Raw genomic sequence first — 17,112 nt, forward strand, 5'->3', positions numbered from 1 at the left:
GGGCCGACAAGGCGCTGCGGCCTCGACCACAGCAAGCACTTCCCGTCCCGTCGTGGGGGTAATCGTGGCACGCGCCTGGACACGGTTCGACAGGTGTGGTCTTCGTCACATGCTGATTGCGGATGCCCGGCAGCAGGTAGGCGTGTCCGCCCCCATGGCCCGCTCGGGTATCCCCGGGGATCAAGGGCCCTGTAGGTTCTGCGCCATGGAGGAGCTCGACCGACAGATCGTGCAGCTGCTCGTCAAGGACGGGCGGATGAGTTACACCGACCTGGGCAAGGCCACAGGCCTGTCCACGTCCGCGGTGCACCAGCGCGTGCGCCGACTCGAACAGCGCGGGGTCATCCGCGGCTATGCCGCGGTCGTCGACCCCGAGGCGGTCGGCCTGTCGCTCACCGCCTTCATCTCGGTGAAACCGTTCGACCCCAGCGCCCCCGACGACATCGCGGAACGCCTCGCGGGCGTCCCGGAGATCGAGGCGTGCCACAGCGTCGCCGGCGACGAGAACTACATCCTCAAGGTCCGCGTGGAAACCCCGCACGACCTGGAGAACCTGCTGGCCCGGGTGCGCTCCCTCGCCGGCGTCTCCACCCGCACGACCGTGGTCCTCTCCACGCCGTACGAGGCACGGCCGCCCCGCGTCTGACCGACGCGGGTCCGACCGCTGGGGCCCCCGGGTGCGGCCCTGGGGCACAAACGCGGGAAACTGTCCCCATGAGTACGACCCCCACGCCGCCCGCACCGGCTGAGTCCCGCACCTTCCTTCTGCGCGGTGGCGACGTCCACAGCCCCGCCGACCCCTTCGCCACGGCCATGGTCGTCGAGCGGGGGCACGTCGCCTGGGTCGGTTCCGAAGGCGCGGCAGACGCATTCGCCGAGGGGGTCGACGAGGTCGTCGACCTCGAAGGCGCCCTCGTCACTCCCGCGTTCACCGACGCCCACGTCCACACCACGTCGACGGGGCTCGCCCTGACCGGCCTCGACCTCTCCGCGGCCCGCACCCGGGGCGAGGCGCTCGCCCTCGTCCGCGCCCACGCGGCCGCCCGCCCCACGGACCGGATCCTCCTCGGCCACGGCTGGGACGCCGCCCGCTGGCCCGACGGCGCGCCCCTCACCCGCGCCGAGCTCGACGAGGCCACCGGCGGCCGCCCGCTCTACCTCTCGCGCATCGACGTCCACTCGGCCGCCGTCACCACGGCCCTGCTCGACCTCGTCCCCGGCATCGCGGACCGCCCCGGATTCACCCCCGACGGACCCCTCACCCGCGACGCCCACCACGCCGTCCGCGCCGCCGCCCACGCCGCCGTCACCCCGCAGCAGCGCACGGAGGCCCAGCGTGCGGCCCTGCGGCACGCGGCCTCCCTGGGGATCGGGTCCGTGCACGAGTGCGGCGGTCCCGACATCTCCTCCGAGGAGGACTTCACCGGACTGCTGCGGCTGGCCGCCGAGGAGTCCGGCCCCCGGGTCGTCGGCTACTGGGCCGACCGGGACATCGACCGGGCCCGCGCGCTGGGCGCCGTCGGTGCCGCCGGTGACCTGTTCGTGGACGGCGCCCTCGGCTCGCACACGGCCTGCCTGCACGAGCCGTACGCAGACGCGGCCGCCGGGCACACCGGCACCTCCTACCTGGACGCCCACGCCGTTGCCGGCCACGTTGTCGCCTGCACCGAGGCGGGGCTCCAGGCGGGCTTCCACGCCATCGGGGACGCCGCGGTGACCGCCGTGGTGGACGGCGTGCGCGCCGCCGCCGAGAAGGTCGGCCTCGCCCGTGTCAGGGCCGCGCGGCACCGCGTCGAGCACGCCGAGATGCTGTCGCCGGAAACCATCGCCTCCTTCGCCGAGTTCGGCCTCACCGCTTCCGTTCAGCCCGCGTTCGACGCCCTGTGGGGCGGCGAGGACGGCATGTACGCGGACCGCCTCGGCGCTGAACGGGCCCGCGCCCTCAACCCGTTCGCCGCGCTCCTGCGCGCCGGGGTGCCGCTGGCCTTCGGCTCCGACAGCCCCGTCACCCCGCTCGACCCGTGGGGCACGGTCCGCGCCGCGGCCTTCCACCGCACACCCGAGCACCGGGTGTCCGTGCGGGCCGCGTTCACCGCGCACACCCGCGGCGGCTGGCGCGCCGTCGGCCGGGACGACGCGGGAATCCTGGTCCCGGGCGCCCCGGCGGACTACGCCGTGTGGCGCACCGAGGAGCTCGTCGTCCAGGCGCCGGACGACCGCGTCGCGCGCTGGTCGACCGATCCGCGCTCCGGGACGCCCGGTCTCCCCGATCTCACGCCGGGGGCCCAACTTCCGCTCTGCCTGCGCACGGTGGTCGGCGGGCGGACCGTGTACGTAGGGCCGGACGAGTGATGTAGGCACGCGCAGTACCGCCGACAGCGGTCCGCCGCACGCTCGCGCGACCTGCGAGTCCTCGGCGCTGACCAGGTGGTTTCCTCAATCACCGCAGATCAAACGGGTGTTGACAGCTGGGCGCGGTCGACGGGTAGGTTCGGCCGGGTCCACCACTGGACGTCCGACCGGGGAACCTCCGCGCAGTCGATGAACGCCGCTGGGTCATGGGCGGTGTGCCGCACCGGCGCACCGCCACTGGGAGCCAGGCCCAGCACCCGCGCCATGGGGCGCTGGAACGTTCCGGCCGGATGGGGGTCCCTCCCTGCTCCGCGGGAGCACGGGGGAAGGTGCGACCCGGGTGGGGCCCGGACGCTCAGTAGACAACGGCTCTCGGTAGACCCGCAGCCAGCGGTCCCAGGCCGGCCCGAAGGGCACCGGGCCCCGATCCCGCAGTCCCGCGCAGGGCGCCTTACCAGCGCCGACAAGCACTCTCGCTATGGTGGTCCCCTCGTACAGGAGTCTTAAGGGGAAGCTGTGAACGACGGCGGTGGGCGGCAGTTCGGCCCTCTCGGTACGGCGCTGGTGATCATCCCGACCTACAACGAGGCGGAGAACATCAAGTCGATCGTCGGCCGGGTGCGCGCGTCCGTGCCCGAGGCGCATGTCCTCGTCGCCGACGACAACAGCCCCGACGGCACGGGAAAGCTCGCCGACGAGCTCGCCTCGGGCGACGAGCAGGTGCGGGTCCTGCACCGGCAGGGCAAGGAAGGTCTGGGCGCGGCCTATCTCGCGGGCTTCCGCTGGGGCCTCGAGAACGGCTACGGCGTCCTGGTGGAGATGGACGCCGACGGCTCTCACCAGCCCGAGGAGCTGCCCCGGCTGCTGACCGCGCTGAAGGGCTCCGACCTCGTGCTCGGCTCGCGCTGGGTGCCCGGCGGACGGGTCGTCAACTGGCCCAAGTCACGTGAGTTCCTCTCCCGCGGCGGCAGCACCTACTCGCGGCTGCTGCTCGACGTGCCGATCCGGGACGTCACCGGGGGCTTCCGTGCCTTCCGCCGCGAGACCCTCGAAGGCCTCGGGCTCGGCGAGGTCTCCTCGCAGGGCTACTGCTTCCAGGTCGACCTCGCGCGCCGGGCGGTCAGGGCCGGCTATCACGTCGTCGAGGTGCCCATCACGTTCGTCGAGCGCGAGCTCGGCGACTCCAAGATGAGCCGTGACATCGTCGTCGAGGCGCTGTGGCGGGTCACCGCGTGGGGCTTGGGGGAGCGCATGGGGCGTGTGATCGGCCGCAAGTAGGCCTGAGCCGCAGCCTCCGTCGATCTTGATCTCCCGCTTACGCCACTCGGGCCGGGGCCCAGGCACACTGGGGGCATGACCACTGGCACACCGCCCCCTTCGCGCTCCGCCACGCCCCGGCGTTCCCGGGTCCGCACGTTCCTGCCGCTCGGTATCGCCGCGTGGCTGGTCCTGGAGATCTGGCTGCTGACCGTGGTCGCGGGCGCGGCCGGCGGGTTCACCGTCTTCCTGCTGCTGCTCGCCGGGATCGTGCTCGGCGCCGTCGTCATCAAGCGCGCCGGGCGCCGGGCCTTCAAGAATCTGAGCGAGACGCTGCAACAGCAGCAGAGCGGCGCGGTCCCGGCGGGCGAGCAGCGCCCCGGGGGCAACGGTCTGCTGATGCTGGCGGGCCTGCTCCTGATGATCCCCGGCCTGATCTCGGACGCCCTGGGTCTCGTTCTGCTCGTGCCGCCCGTCCGTACGGCCCTGAGCCGCTACACGGAGCGGACCATCGAGCGGAAGATGCAGTCGGCCACCCCCGGGACCTTCGGTGACGCGTTCCAGCAGGCGCGGATGCACCGGCCGGACGGCACGGTCATCCAGGGCGAGGTGATCAAGGACGATGAGCGGCCCGCACAGCGCCCCGACGCGGGTCCGCGCCCCCCGATCACTCCCTGAGCGCGTGCGGGGCTCAGAAGCTCACTGAGCCCCGCACGGCGCCGGACATGCGAAAAGCCGTGGGCCGGGCACACATGACGTGTGTCCGGCCCACGGCTTCTGTCAGTCGCGTTCCCGCTGCTCCCGAGGGATCAGGCGGACTTGCGGCTGTCGCGCGGATGCACCGCGATGTTCATGGCACCTGATCGGAGAACGGCGAGCCGCTCCTCGAGGACCTCTTCGAGTTCCTCGCGAGTGCGCCGCTCCATCAGCATGTCCCAATGTGTACGAGCGGGCTTGGCCTTCTTCTCCTCAGGGCCGTCTCCGTCGACCAGAAGTGCTTGGGCCCCGCAGACCTTGCACTCCCACTCGGCCGGAATTTCGGCCTCCACCGAGAAGGGCATCTCAAAGCGATGTCCCTTCTCGCATGCGTACTCCACGGCCTGGCGCGGGGCCAGGTCGATGCCGCGGTCCGTCTCATAGCTGGTCACTACGAGGCGTGTGCCGCGAAGAGCTCGCTCACTCATGAATCGTGCCTCCCGGGCTTGTCGCCCACAGGACAGGTGTCGCTGTCGTCGTCATCCGGTCAACGTCCGGTCGGCGGTAAAGATTCCCGGTTCCGGGTCATGCGTCGCCGTCGTAGCCGCCCCTTGTTGTACCCACCGGCGCCCGGTTTGTCACATCTGCCAGCAGATGTCACCCAGCGTTTTGCGATATTGACGTGCAGTAACGGTACGCCTGGCAGGCCAAACGCGTACACTACCGGCCTTTGGCCCCAGGTGCTAAATCCGGGTGGGCACGGGATTTCCTGCGGCCCGCACCGCCTGCCTCACCGGAACCCGGGCAAGCAGCACAAAGCCGATCATGAAGAACGCCACCAAGGACACGATGGCGTCCCTATAACTGCCGGTCAGCTGGTACGCGAGGCCGAAAACGAGCGGTCCGAGCCAGCTCATTCCCCGGTCGCTCATCTCGTATGCGGAGTAGTACTCGGCCTCCTTTCCGGCCGGTACCAGATGGGAGAACAGGGAACGCGACAGCGCCTGCGTGCCGCCGAGGACGAGCCCGATCCCGGCCGCCAGCGCGAAGAACCACACCGGAGCACCCGACGGCAGGAAGTAACCGGCCCCGATCGTGACCGTCCAGGCGATCAGCGAACCGAGAATCGTGTTCTTCGCGCCGTACGTACGGGCGAGGCGCCCCATCGCGAGCGCGCCCGCCACGGCGAGGACCTGGACCAGCAGCACCGCCACGATCAGCGTCGACTGGTCGAGGCCGAGCTCCTCCGAGCCGTACACGGATGCCTGCGAGATCACCGTCTGGATGCCGTCGTTGTAGACCAGATAGGCGAGCAGGAAGGAGAGCGTCAGCGGGCGGCGGCGCATGTCACGGACGGTCGAGGCCAGCTGGCGCCAGCCGGGCACGGCGGCTGCCCCGTCGCCGGCGGGTGCCGTGCGCCGGTCCCGCAGGCGCCGTAGCGGTACGAGCGTGAAAGCGCCCCACCACACACCCGCCGAGGCCAGGCAGATCCGGACCGCCGTCGACTCGGAGACGCCGAAGGAGTCGTGGCCGGAGTACAGGACGAGGTTCGCCACCAGGACCAGCGCCCCGGACGCGTAGCCGAAGGCCCAGCCGCGCGAGGAGACGGCGTCACGTTCCTCGGGGGGCGCGATCTGGGGCAGATAGGAGTTGTAGAGCACCATCGACACCGCGAGCGAGGCGTTGGCGACGACGAGCAGGAACCCGCCCAGCAGATAGCGGTCCCCGTCCAGGAAGAACATCCCGGCGGTCGCCGCGGCCCCCAGGTAGGCCGAGATCGCGAGCAGCGGCTTCTTGCGGCCCGTACGGTCCGCCGCCGCACCCGCGAGCGGCATCACCAGGATCGAGATGATCACCGAGGCGGAGACGGTGTACGCGAAGAACGCGCCGGCCCGGACCGGTATCCCCAGGGGGTGCACGAAGCCGTCCGCGTCCGCCGCCGACTTGGCGACCGCCGTCAGATACGGCCCGAGGAACACCGTGAGGACGCTCGTCGAGTAGACCGAGCAAGCCCAGTCGTAGAAGTACCAGCCGCGCTGCTCCCGGCGCCGTTGCTCCGCATCGTCCCCCGCCGTCTCCGCCCGCACGGTGTCGCTGCCCACGCGCGCCCCCTCGCTGTCCCCGTGTCCGGACGCGGCCTGCGGGCCGTCAGGTCCAGGCTCCCCGGTCCCTGAGCACGTCACGCAGCGTCTCGATGTGATCGGTCATGATGCCATCCACACCGAGGTCGAGGAGTTCACCCATCTGCGCGCGGTCGTTGACCGTCCAGACGTGGACCTGGAGCCCGCGCGCGTGGGCCGCGCGGACGAAGCGGCGGTCGACGACGCGTATCCCCGAATGGGCCACGGGCACTTGGGCGCACACCGCCGAAGGGCGCAGCGCCGCGGGCAGTCCGAGGGACCGCAGCCGCAGGCCGAGCACGCCACGCGTGCCGTACGACGTGGCGAGGCGGGGGCCCGCGAGGGACTGTGCCCTGGCGACCCTGGCCTCCGAGAACGAGCCGACGCAGACCCGGTCCCACGCGTTCGTGCGGCCGATCAGGTCGAGCAGCGGGAGCAGCGCGGGCTCGGCCTTGACGTCCACGTTCCAGCGCACGTCGGGGAAGGTCTCCAGGAGTTCCTCGAAGAGCGGCACCGGTTCGCGGCCCGCCACGCGCGCGTGGCGCACATCGCTCCAGGGGAGGTCCGCTATGCGGCCCGCCGCGTCCGTGACCCGGTCGAGCGTCGCGTCGTGGAAGGCCACGAGCGTGCCGTCGGACGTGGCGTGCACATCGGTCTCGATATAGCGGTAGCCGAGGTCCACGGAGCGCCGGAACGCCGCCATCGTGTTCTCCAAGCCGTCGGCCGTCCCGCCGCGATGGGCGAAGGCCAGCGGTCCGGAACGGTCGAGATACGGATGGCGTACGCGCGTGGTCACCGCGGAAGTATCGCCCCTTCGGGTGACGCGCCGGCAACCGCGGTGGGTGCCTCGGGCGGCGCGGGGGCGGCGAAGACCTTCAGGAACACCTGGGCCAGCGGGCCGATCGCCACGGCGTACAGAACGGTGCCGACGCCGATGGTGCCGCCGAGGGCGAAGCCCGTCGCCACCACCGCGATCTCGATGGTCGTGCGCGCCAGCCGGATCGAGCGCCCGGTACGCCGGTGCAGTCCCGTCATCAGGCCGTCGCGCGGACCGGGTCCGAAGGAGGCGGCGATGTAGAGGCCCGTCGCCGCGCCGTTCAGGACGATCGCCGCCACCATCAGCGGGATCCGGATCCCGAGGGCGTGCACATCGGGGACGACGGCCAGCGCGCCGTCCATCGCGATGCCGACCACGAAGACGTTCGAGACGGTGCCGAGGCCGGGGCGCTGCTTGATCGGGATCCACAGGAGCAGCACCAGGGCGCCCACGATGATCGACACGACGCCGATGGAGAGCCCTGTGAGCTCGGCGAGGCCCTGGTGGAGCACGTTCCACGGCTCCAGGCCGAGCCCCGCCTCCACGAGGAGACCGGAACTCACGCCGTACAGCGCCAGGCCGACGTAGAGCTGGAAGAGGCGCCGGGTGAGACCGGGGCCGGGTGGCGTGGACGACGCGGACAAGTGGAGCCCCCTGTGGTGGTAGTGGCCTGTCGCATGACACTCTGTGGCTTGGGAACACAGGCCAACCATGGCCAATTCGGGGAAGGTGGACTGGACTCCATGGCTCAGTGGACTTCGGCGGTCGGCGCGGCCCAGCTCGCCCGACTGCTCACCTCCCAGCAGACGCGCCCCCCGGGCCCCGGCAGCCGCCGCCCGCCCGCCTACCGCGCCCTCGCCGACGGCATCCGCCTCCTGGTCCTCGAAGGGCGTGTCCCCGTCGCGGCACGCCTGCCCGCCGAGCGCGAGCTCGCCGTCTCCCTGGCCGTCAGCCGCACGACCGTCGCCGCCGCCTACGAGGCGCTGCGCGGCGAGGGGTTCCTCGAATCTCGCAGGGGAGCGGGCAGCTGGACGGCCGTACCGGCCGGAAACCCGCTGCCCGCGCGCGGCCTGGAGCCCCTGCCGCCCGAGGCGCTCGGCTCGATGATCGACCTCGGCACCGCGGCCCTGCCCGCCCCCGAACCCTGGCTGACCCGCGCCGTCCAGGGCGCGCTCGGCGAACTCCCGCCCTACGCCCACACCCACGGCGACTACCCGGCGGGCCTGCCCGCCCTGCGCGAGATGCTCGCCGAGCGCTACACCGCCCGCGGTATCCCGACCATGCCCGAGCAGATCATGGTGACCACCGGCGCGATGGGCGCGATCGACGCGATCTGCCACCTGTTCGCGGGCCGTGGCGAGCGCATCGCCGTCGAGTCGCCCTCGTACGCCAACATCCTCCAGCTCATGCGCGAGGAGGGCGCCCGGCTCGTCCCGGTCGCCATGGCCGAGGGCCTCGCGGGATGGGATCTCGACCGCTGGCGGCAGGTCCTGCGCGACGCGGCGCCCCGCCTCGCCTACGTCGTCGCCGACTTCCACAACCCCACCGGGGCGCTCGCCGACGAGGACCAGCGCAGGCAGCTCGTCGACGCGGCGCGCTCGGCCGGCACGGTGCTCGTCGTCGACGAGACCATGACCGAGCTCCACTTCGACCAGGACCTGGACATGCCCCGCCGCGTCTGCGCGTTCGACCCGGCGGGCTCCACCGTCATCACGGTCGGCTCGGCGAGCAAGGCGTTCTGGGCGGGCATGCGCATCGGCTGGGTCCGGGCGGCGCCCGATGTGATCCGCAGCCTCGTGGCCGCGCGCGCCTACGCCGACCTCGGCACCCCGGTCGTGGAGCAGCTGGCCGTGAACTGGCTGCTCAGTACCGGCGGTTGGGAGGAGGCCGTTCAGCTGCGCCGCAGCCAGGCCCGGGACAACAGCACGGCGCTGGTCGCCGCGCTGCGCCGCGAGCTGCCCGACTGGGAGTTCGACGTGCCGGTCGGCGGTCTGACGCTGTGGGTGCGTGCCGGAGGCCTGTCGGGGTCGCGGCTCGCGGAGGTCGGCGAACGCGTCGGCGTACGGGTCCCCTCGGGTCCTCGCTTCGGGGTGGACGGCGCCTTCGAGGGCTACGTGCGGCTGCCGTTCACGGTCTCCGGGGCGGTCGCCGACGAGGCCGCGGTGCGGCTCGCGGCGGCGGCGCGGCTGGTGCGGGAGGGCGGAGCGTCCGGGGCGGAGCCACCGCGGACGCTCATCGCATAGGGGCGCTGGGGCCCGGCCGTCACCCCTCGGCGGCGACCGCCTGCACCGTACCCACCGCTTCCACGACGTGGACCGGCTCGGCCGCTTCGACCGGCTCGGGCTCGGGGCTGTCGTCGGCAGGCGTCGTCCGCTGCGGGAGCAGCCCGAGCACCGCCTGCCGGTGCGCGTCACTCGTCGCGTCGTCGTACGGGTCGGGGGTGGCCGGCACCTGGAGGCGGTGGACGGGCCCCGCGCCGAGGCGCGCGTAGCCCCGTCCGGCGGGGACGTCCGGGGTGGGCGTCGTGTGGGGCGCGACCCCGAGGACGTCCTCGATCTGGTCGTACGTGGCCGGGCCGAGCACCACGCGCGCGCGTGTGTGCTGACAGACGGTGTCGGTCAGGGAGTCGAGGCTGTCGAACTGGTCCGCCACGACGACCGTGACGTTGGCCGCGCGCCCGTGCTGCAGGGGGACCTGGAGCAGGGTCTGCGGGTCCTTGCGCCCGTCGGCCGCGGCCAGATGACCGAGGACGCTGGGCCGGTCGAGCAGGATCCACAGGGGGCGCCGGGTGTCGTCCGGCGCGGGGTGGCCTGCCTGGCGCGCCCGGTTCGCGGCGATCAGGCGCCGCTCCGTCTCGTGGGCCGCCCATTCCAGGCTGGCCAGCGCGCCGGCGAGCCCGCACTCGACGGCCAGGACACCACTGCGTCCGGTGAGGCACGCGTAGTCGCCCGTTCCGTTGCCCTCCACGATGAGGACGTCACCGTGCTGGAGGGCCTGGAGAGCGATCGAGCGCAGGAGCGAGGTGGTCCCGCTGCCGGGGTGGCCGACGGCGAGGAGGTGCGGCTCGGTGGAGCGCATCCCCGTACGCCAGACGACGGGCGGTACGTCGCGCCGCTCGTCGCCGTCACCGAGGGGCAGGGTCCGCTGGGTGCCGCTCTCGTCGGTGAAGCCGAGGACCATTTCGCCCGGTGCCGTGACGAATCGCTGGGCGGCGATGTCGGTGGGCAGCGGGGGCATGACGGTGACCGTCAGCTGGTTGCCCTCCTCGTCCCACTCGAAGTGGTACTCGCGGCCCCGGCCCGACTTGGCGTGCAGGAGCTGTTCGATACGGGCGCGGGAGTCGGCCTCACCGTCCGTGAAGTACGCCGGGTAGTGCAGCACGATCCGTGAGACGCGCCCGTCGTCGTCGAAGTCGTACGACTCGAAGGCCTTCTCCCACTCGCCGCCGTGGGCGAAGAGCGGGTTCGGGTCCTCTGGGACGGAGAAGTACGGGACGAGCGCCTCGTAGAGCGCGGTGAGCCGCTTGACCTGGGACTCGTCGGGACCGGTCGGCGCCGGCGGGGTCTGGTCCCGGCCCGTCCATGCGGCCGCTGCCATCAGGGTGATGAGCGCCAGCAGCGGCCCGTACGGAATCAGCACCACGACCAGCACCGAGGCCGCCACCAGGAACAGCAGCGGTCCGCGCCGGTCCTTGGGGGTGTCGGCCCACTTGTGCCGCCCGGCGGATGCCAGGCGGCCCAGGCCCTTGGTGATCGTGATCAGGGGATGAAGTACGTCGATGGCCCCGTCGGCTGCCGTCCGTGCCAGTTCCCGGCTCCGGGCGATGGGGGCGCTGCCGTTGCTCAGAATGCGGGGGAGGGGGCGCCGGGCCACGTCTGTCTCCTGAAGTTACGTGCGAAGGGGGAGGGGGTCAGAACTTGATCCCGCCGAGCAGGCTGGCAAGGCTCGCGCCCCCGGCCTTGATGCTCGGGGCGATGGCGGTGCCCGCGAGGTAGAACCCGAAGAGGGCGCAGGTCAGGCCGTGCGAGGGCTTGAGTCCGTCTTTGCGGAAGAAGAGGAAGACGATGATTCCGAGCAGCACCACGCCTGAGATGGACAGGATCATTTGAGTTCTCCTGGTTGATGGGGACAGTCACCATGAGTCCTTCCAGGCTCACAGCATGTATCTATACGATAAAAGGTGCAAATGGGTGGAATATTCTTGATTTCACCCGTTCGGCAGGCGTCCCGTGAGCCTCCTGGGCGTGTGCTGTTCGGCCGTCAGGGCTCTTCGTGATCTTTGCCTCGGTCGGCGCTGCTCATGTGCTGAACCGGGCAGTACTCTGTCGATTCACTCGTACGGCCGCACGGTCGTAGCACTCCGTATACGCAAAGGCGGTCTGTTTCGATGAGCGAAGTCCCCGACCCCGAGGTCGTGGAACTGGCTACCAAGATCTTTGATCTTGCGCGCCGGGGTGAGAGCGAACAGCTCGCTGTCTATGTCGACGCCGGCGTATCCCCGGACCTCACGAACGACCGTGGCGACTCCCTGGTGATGCTCGCCGCCTATCACGGGCACGCCGAGGCGGTCCGCGCGCTGCTCGCCCGCGGCGCCGACGCCGACCGAGCCAACGACCGGGGCCAGACCCCGCTCGCGGGCGCCGTCTTCAAGGGTGCGGACGACGTGATCCGGGCGCTGCTCGACGGCGGGGCCGACCCGGCGGCGGGAACTCCGTCGGCGGTCGACACGGCCCGCATGTTCGGCAAGGCGGAGCTTCTGGAGCTCTTCGGCACTTCCTGAGACACCGCTTTTGACCAGGCAGAACGGGGGAGCAGGAAATGTGGTCGCGGCGAGAAGAACCGCTGGGTCATCATGACGACGTGATTCACGGACGCGACGGCGGGGCAGATGGTGCCACACCGCGTGGGCCGTGAACGGTCCGATTCGGACCACAGACGAGAGGCAGAGGAAGATGGTCTACAGCAAGCAAGAGACGGCGGGCGCCCCGCAGTGTTGTCGCGTGGCCAGGTAGTGCAGTTCCCCCGGTTGCGTCGACGCTTGATGTGAGGCTGTTTCCCATGTTCGATCCGGTCATAGCGCCCAGCGGTACGCTGCTCGGCCTGCTGCAGAGGGGCCGCGGCGACGGCACCCTGCACGCGTTGACGGCGCCGCGCGCCGAAGCGCTCGCGGCTCTGAACCACTGTGTGCTGAGCGACCCCCGCCACGACTGGCAGGTGGAGAACCGCTCGCTCTACTACGCCCGTCTCTACCTCGACCTCCACGGAGAGCTGGGGGAGATCGAGCGTCACCTCTTCGACCCCGACGACGTCCTCAATACGGACGAGTCACGCACGGGCCTCGCGCTCGCGGTCCTCGGCCACCTCGCCTCGTACGGCAGGCGCGACGCCCTGGAGCTGCTGCGCCGCTACGCCGCCTTCGGGGCCAGCTGGGCCTGGGCGCTCGACGAGCTGGCCCTGCGCGACGACGACGCGGGGCTGCGCGTGCTCGCCGCCCCCATCCTCGACAGATTCCCCGAGGACCCCGAGGGCGACGCCGAACTCGCCGCCGCCGTGCGCGACGCCTATGAACCGCGCCCCTGGCGGCTGTGGGCCGACGACCCCAGGGAAGCCATCGGCGCCCGCGTGCGCGCCGCCCAGGAACGCGGCTCCTTCGACCAGTGGCAGCGCCAGATGCGCCCCGCCGGGCCACGCCCCGGCTGGAGCGTGCGGGCCGTCTTCGACTGGGCCCAGGAAGGCCTCGAACGCGGAGCCGTCCTGTACGTGCCCGCCGCGCGCTGCCTGACCGCCGTCGCCGGACCCGACGACAGGGCCGAGATCGTCCAGGCCGCGCTCACCGGGCACGACGGCGCCCGCAGCACGGCCCTGCGCTATCTCGCCGACAACCATGATCCCGACGTACTCGATCTGATCGAGGCCGCCGTGGAGAGCCCCTCGCACGCCGTGGTGGACGCCGCCCTCGACGCCTTCGAACGCATGCGGACGGTCGCCTCCCTGGAGCGCGCCCGCCGCTGGGCACCCAGGCCCGACGCCCTCGGTGCCGCCGCGGGACGCATGCTCGCCTGCCGCGGCGGAGCCCAGGACACCGAACCGGTCCTGGCCGCACTGCGCGAGGCGGTGCGCGGCGAAGGCGCCGACGCACCGACCTTGTGGCCCCTGGTCGACGGGGCGGGACGCCTCGGCATCGCCAGCGCCGCCCCCGTTCTGCGCCACGTCTACAGAGAGACCGCCTCGTCCCACCTGCGCGGCCACGCCGCCAGGGCCCTCGCCGCCACCGACCCCTCCTTCGCCGCAGGATTCGCCGTCGAATGCCTGTGGGACTGCGAGGAATCCACCCGCGAAGTCGCCGCGCGCCACGCGGAGACAGGCGACGCGCGCGTCGTGGACCAGCTCAGAAGACTCGCCGCCGACCCGGCCGAGGAGGCCGAGGTACAGACCGCGGTGCGCAGCAGAATAGGCCCGGACGCGACGGCTTTGTGACCGACGGCTTTCCGGGAGGCAACGCTCGATGGACGCTGCCTCCCGGCCGTCGGCGAGCGAGGGCCAACGCTCATGGGACGTTCCTCGCCAGGAAAGATCCACGTTGACGTGCCCACGCTCGACGCGACGACAACACCGGTATGCGTGTCGTCATCGTCACCGAGTCCTTTCCCCCCGACATCAACGGTGTGGCTCACTGCGCCCTGCAGACCGCCCGGCACCTCGCCGCGCGCGGTCACGACCCCCTCGTCATCGCCCCGGCCACCGCGCCGGGCCCTGACACCGACACCGATGCCCCCTGCCCCGTCGTACGGGTGCCCTCTCTGCCGCTGCCGGGCTACCCGCAGGTCCGGGTGGCGCTGCCGAGCCGCCGGGTCGCGGCGGCCGTGGCCGCGCACGGCGCCGAACTCGTCCATCTGGCCAGCCCGTTCATCCTCGGCGTGCGCGGTATGGCCGCCGCCTCACGGCTGCGGATCCCCGCCGTCGCCGTCTACCAGACCGACCTCGCCGGTTACGCGCGTACGTACATGGGGGCAGGAGAGGCCACCGCGTGGCGGCGGATCCGCAGCGTCCACGGTGCCGCCGACCGCACACTCGCCCCGTCCAGCGCCGCCGTGCACGACCTGGAGGTGCACGGGGTGCCCCGCGTGCGGCTCTGGCCGCGAGGGGTGGACACCGTCCGCTTCCGGCCCGACCTGCGTGACGAAGCCCTGCGGCGCGAACTCGCGCCCAACGGCGAGCTGATCGTCGGCTACGTGGGCCGGCTCGCCCCCGAGAAGCAGGTCGACCTGCTGGCCGGCGCGTGCGCCCTCGACGGCGTGCGCGTGGTCGTCGTCGGCGACGGCCCCAGCGAGCCCGGCCTGCGCGAGGCGCTCCCCGGCGCCGTCTTCCTCGGCCGCCGCACCGGCGCCGAACTCGCCCGCATCTTCGCCTCGTTGGACATCTTCGCCCACACGGGCCCCTACGAGACGTTCTGCCAGACCGTGCAGGAGGCCATGGCCAGCGGCGTACCGGTGATCGCGCCCGCCGCCGGAGGGCCGCTGGACCTCGTCGCGCACAGCCGGACCGGGCTCCTCGTCGCACCCGGCGACCCGGCCGCCGTCCGCGACGCCGTCTGGTCGCTCGCCGCTGACCCGCTGCGTCGCCTCGCCTACGGGGCGGCCGGCCGCAGCGCGGTCGAAGGGCGGACCTGGGCGGCCGTCGGGGACCAACTCGTCGGCCACTACGAAGAGGTCCTCGACGCGCGGACGGCGGTGGCGGCATGAGCGGGCTGCGGATCGTACGCCTCGCCAACTTCGTCGCGCCCTCCTCGGGCGGACTGCGCACCGCCCTGCGGGAGTTGGGGGTCGGCTACCGCGCCGCCGGGCACGAGCCCGTACTGATCGTTCCGGGGGAGCGGGCCGGCGAGCACGACAGCACGCAGGGCCGCGTCATCAGGCTGCCGGGGACGCTGCTTCCCGGCACTGGCGGCTACCGCGTCCTCACCGACCGGCGGCGCGTGACCGAACTGCTCGAACGCCTCGCCCCCGACCGGATCGAGGTGTCCGACCGCACGACGCTGAGGTGGACGGGGGAGTGGGCGCGGCGCGCCCGGGTGCCCGCCGTGATGGTGTCCCACGAGACGGCCGACGGGGTCCTGCGGACCTGGGGCCTTCCCGAGAAAGTCGCCCTGCGCGCCGCCGACGCGCTCAACTCCCGCACCGCGCACGCCTACGCGCGCGTGGTGTGCACGACCGAGTACGCCGAACGCGAGTTCATCCGCATCGGGGCGCGCAACGTCGTACGCGCCCCGCTCGGCGTCGATCTGGAGCGGTGCCATCCGAGCCTGCGGGACCCGGCCGTGCGGGAGCGGTACGCGCGGGTGGGCGAGGTGCTGCTCGTCATGTGCTCGCGTCTCTCCGTGGAGAAGCGGCCCGGCACCGCTCTCGACGCACTGGCCGCGCTCCGTCGCCGCGGGACGCAGGCGGTGCTCGTCGTCGCCGGGGACGGGCCGTTGCGGGCCCGGCTCGAACAGCAGGCGCGCGCACGGAGGTTGCCGGTGACGTTCCTCGGGCACGTGGCCGACCGCGGGCATCTCGCGGCGTTGCAGGCCGCCGCCGACGTGTGTCTGGCGCCGGGTCCCGCGGAGACGTTCGGGCTCGCCGCGCTCGAGGCCATGGCCTGTGGCACTCCCGTCGTCGCCAGCGCGTCGTCGGCGCTGCCCGAGGTCGTGGGCCCCGCCGGGGGAGTCGCGCAGGACACCGGCGAGGCCTTCGCCGTCGCGGTCGACGAGCTCGTCGCGCGGCCCAGGGACGAACGCCGGGAGGCGGCACGCGCGCGTGCGGAGTGCTTCGGGTGGGGGGCCGCGGTGGACGCCTTCCTGCAGGCGCATGACGCGGTACGGGTGACGGCCGACGCGCCGCGCCAGGCGACCGCCGACGTGTCTCTCCTGGGGACGGCCGACGTCCCTGTACGGGTGACCGGGTGGGATGCCGTATGAGCGCGGTCCTGCGGTTCGTCGCCCTCGGTGACTCCCTCACCGAAGGGCTCGGCGACCCGGTCGGCGACGGCTGGCGCGGCTGGGCCGTGCTGCTCTCCGCCGGGCTTGCCCCGGACGGCATGCCCGTGGAGTTCCACAACTTCGCGGCGAGCGGCGCCCAGACGCATGACGTCCTTGCCCGCCAGATGCCGGAGGCGCTCGCTCTGCGGCCCGACATCGCCTCCGTCCTGGTCGGCGTGAACGACACCCTGCGCCGCACGTTCGACATCCACGCCGTGGCCGCCCGCCTGGACCATGTGTACGCGGCGTTCACGGAGCAGGGCGCGGTCCTGCTCACGGCGTGTCTGCCCGACCCCGGCACCATGCTGGGGCTGCCCGGTCTGCTCGGCCGCCCTCTCGCGAGGCGCCAGCAGGCGGTGAACTCGGTCGTCCACGCTCTGTCCGAGCGCTACGGCGCCGTGCATCTACACGCGGCCGAGGGGGCATGGGTCGCCGACCGCGCCATGTGGAGCGCGGACCGGCTGCACCCCGGCGAACGGGGGCACCGGATGCTCGCCGCGCGGTTCCACGCCCTGCTCGAGGCCGACGGGCTCGCCCAGGGCACGTCGCCGTCGCAGCAGCCCGAACGGCCCGCGCCCACGCGCTCGGCGAGCCTGTTGTGGCTCGCCACGGCGGGCACGGGCTGGGTCGCACGGCGGTGCACCGACCTGCTCCCCCAGCTCCTCACCCTCGCCGCGGACGAACTGCGCCACCGGGCCCGCGGCACCAGTGCCCGCCTCGACCTGCGGGCGTCCAGCTCGGTGGTCTCGGCACTCGCGGCGCTGGCGGCCGTGGAACAGGCGGACGCGGCGTGAGGGGCGGACGGCGGGTGAGGTGACGTGGTGAAGGGCGCGCCCGGCCACCGTACGACGGTG

The 17,112-nt window shown here is 72.5% G+C and carries 16 protein-coding genes; 10 read left to right on the forward strand and 6 right to left on the reverse strand.

Going from position 1 to position 17,112, the window contains the following annotated elements; genetic code table 11:
- Positions 1–205 precede the first annotated feature (205 nt).
- The 4 genes from OG574_RS37105 to fxsA all read left to right on the forward strand — a co-directional run bounded on the left by OG574_RS37105 (position 206) and on the right by fxsA (position 4,287).
- Positions 206–646 (forward strand): Lrp/AsnC family transcriptional regulator, encoded by a 441-nt coding sequence (locus OG574_RS37105; RefSeq protein WP_100597468.1) that lies wholly within the window; start codon positions 206–208, stop codon positions 644–646.
- A 68-nt stretch (positions 647–714) separates the two neighbouring features.
- Positions 715–2,352: an amidohydrolase gene (locus OG574_RS37110; protein ID WP_326776764.1), complete on the forward strand. Its 1,638-nt coding sequence runs from the start codon at positions 715–717 to the stop codon at positions 2,350–2,352.
- A gap of 516 nt (positions 2,353–2,868) precedes the next feature.
- Positions 2,869–3,630, forward strand: a complete 762-nt coding sequence (locus OG574_RS37115; protein WP_326776765.1) for a polyprenol monophosphomannose synthase — start codon at positions 2,869–2,871, stop codon at positions 3,628–3,630.
- A 75-nt stretch (positions 3,631–3,705) separates the two neighbouring features.
- Positions 3,706–4,287: an FxsA family membrane protein gene (gene fxsA / locus OG574_RS37120; RefSeq protein ID WP_326776766.1), complete on the forward strand. Its 582-nt coding sequence runs from the start codon at positions 3,706–3,708 to the stop codon at positions 4,285–4,287.
- Between the two features lie 131 nt (positions 4,288–4,418).
- Here the strand turns inward: fxsA and OG574_RS37125 are convergent, their stop codons facing one another.
- From OG574_RS37125 to yczE, 4 genes are all read right to left on the reverse strand, one after another.
- The gene (locus tag OG574_RS37125) at positions 4,419–4,793 is read right to left on the reverse strand and encodes an RNA polymerase-binding protein RbpA (protein WP_081223278.1); all 375 of its coding nucleotides are present in this window, start codon (positions 4,791–4,793) and stop codon (positions 4,419–4,421) included.
- A gap of 255 nt (positions 4,794–5,048) precedes the next feature.
- Entirely contained in the window at positions 5,049–6,407 is a 1,359-nt protein-coding gene (locus tag OG574_RS37130) for an MFS transporter (protein WP_326776767.1), read from the reverse strand.
- Between the two features lie 46 nt (positions 6,408–6,453).
- Positions 6,454–7,221, reverse strand: coding sequence for a glycerophosphodiester phosphodiesterase (locus tag OG574_RS37135; protein ID WP_326776768.1), 768 nt, complete (start codon positions 7,219–7,221; stop codon positions 6,454–6,456).
- Positions 7,218–7,886 carry a membrane protein YczE gene (gene yczE, locus OG574_RS37140; RefSeq protein ID WP_398378017.1) on the reverse strand — a complete coding sequence of 223 codons (669 nt, stop codon included), beginning with the start codon at positions 7,884–7,886 and terminating at the stop codon, positions 7,218–7,220. The genes OG574_RS37135 and yczE overlap by 4 nt, the downstream gene beginning before the upstream one ends.
- A 99-nt stretch (positions 7,887–7,985) precedes the next feature.
- Here yczE and OG574_RS37145 point away from each other — a divergent pair, with 99 nt between their 5' ends.
- Positions 7,986–9,485 carry an SCO1417 family MocR-like transcription factor gene (locus OG574_RS37145; protein WP_326776769.1) on the forward strand — a complete coding sequence of 500 codons (1,500 nt, stop codon included), beginning with the start codon at positions 7,986–7,988 and terminating at the stop codon, positions 9,483–9,485.
- Between the two features lie 19 nt (positions 9,486–9,504).
- On the opposite strand, the gene OG574_RS37150 is transcribed toward OG574_RS37145, so the two are convergent.
- Positions 9,505–11,115, reverse strand: coding sequence for a hypothetical protein (locus OG574_RS37150; protein WP_100597476.1), 1,611 nt, complete (start codon positions 11,113–11,115; stop codon positions 9,505–9,507).
- Between the two features lie 37 nt (positions 11,116–11,152).
- Positions 11,153–11,347, reverse strand: a complete 195-nt coding sequence (locus tag OG574_RS37155) for a hypothetical protein (protein ID WP_100597477.1) — start codon at positions 11,345–11,347, stop codon at positions 11,153–11,155.
- A 282-nt stretch (positions 11,348–11,629) separates the two neighbouring features.
- Here OG574_RS37155 and OG574_RS37160 point away from each other — a divergent pair, with 282 nt between their 5' ends.
- The 5 genes from OG574_RS37160 (at position 11,630) to OG574_RS37180 (ending at position 17,052) form a co-directional block, all read left to right on the forward strand.
- Positions 11,630–12,022, forward strand: a complete 393-nt coding sequence (locus tag OG574_RS37160; RefSeq protein WP_326776770.1) for an ankyrin repeat domain-containing protein — start codon at positions 11,630–11,632, stop codon at positions 12,020–12,022.
- Positions 12,023–12,300: 278 nt separating this feature from the next.
- A complete protein-coding gene (locus OG574_RS37165) occupies positions 12,301–13,719 on the forward strand; it encodes a HEAT repeat domain-containing protein (RefSeq protein ID WP_326776771.1) in 1,419 nt (472 codons plus the stop codon).
- Between the two features lie 140 nt (positions 13,720–13,859).
- Entirely contained in the window at positions 13,860–14,984 is a 1,125-nt protein-coding gene (locus OG574_RS37170) for a glycosyltransferase family 4 protein (protein WP_326776772.1), read from the forward strand.
- The gene (locus OG574_RS37175; protein ID WP_326776773.1) at positions 14,981–16,198 is read left to right on the forward strand and encodes a glycosyltransferase; all 1,218 of its coding nucleotides are present in this window, start codon (positions 14,981–14,983) and stop codon (positions 16,196–16,198) included. The genes OG574_RS37170 and OG574_RS37175 overlap by 4 nt, the downstream gene beginning before the upstream one ends.
- Positions 16,195–17,052 carry an SGNH/GDSL hydrolase family protein gene (locus OG574_RS37180; RefSeq protein ID WP_326776774.1) on the forward strand — a complete coding sequence of 286 codons (858 nt, stop codon included), beginning with the start codon at positions 16,195–16,197 and terminating at the stop codon, positions 17,050–17,052. Before OG574_RS37175 ends, OG574_RS37180 begins: the two co-directional genes overlap by 4 nt.
- Positions 17,053–17,112: the final 60 nt, after the last annotated feature.

The sequence above is a fragment of the Streptomyces sp. NBC_01445 genome (assembly GCF_035918235.1).
Taxonomy (GTDB): Bacteria; Actinomycetota; Actinomycetes; order Streptomycetales; family Streptomycetaceae; genus Streptomyces.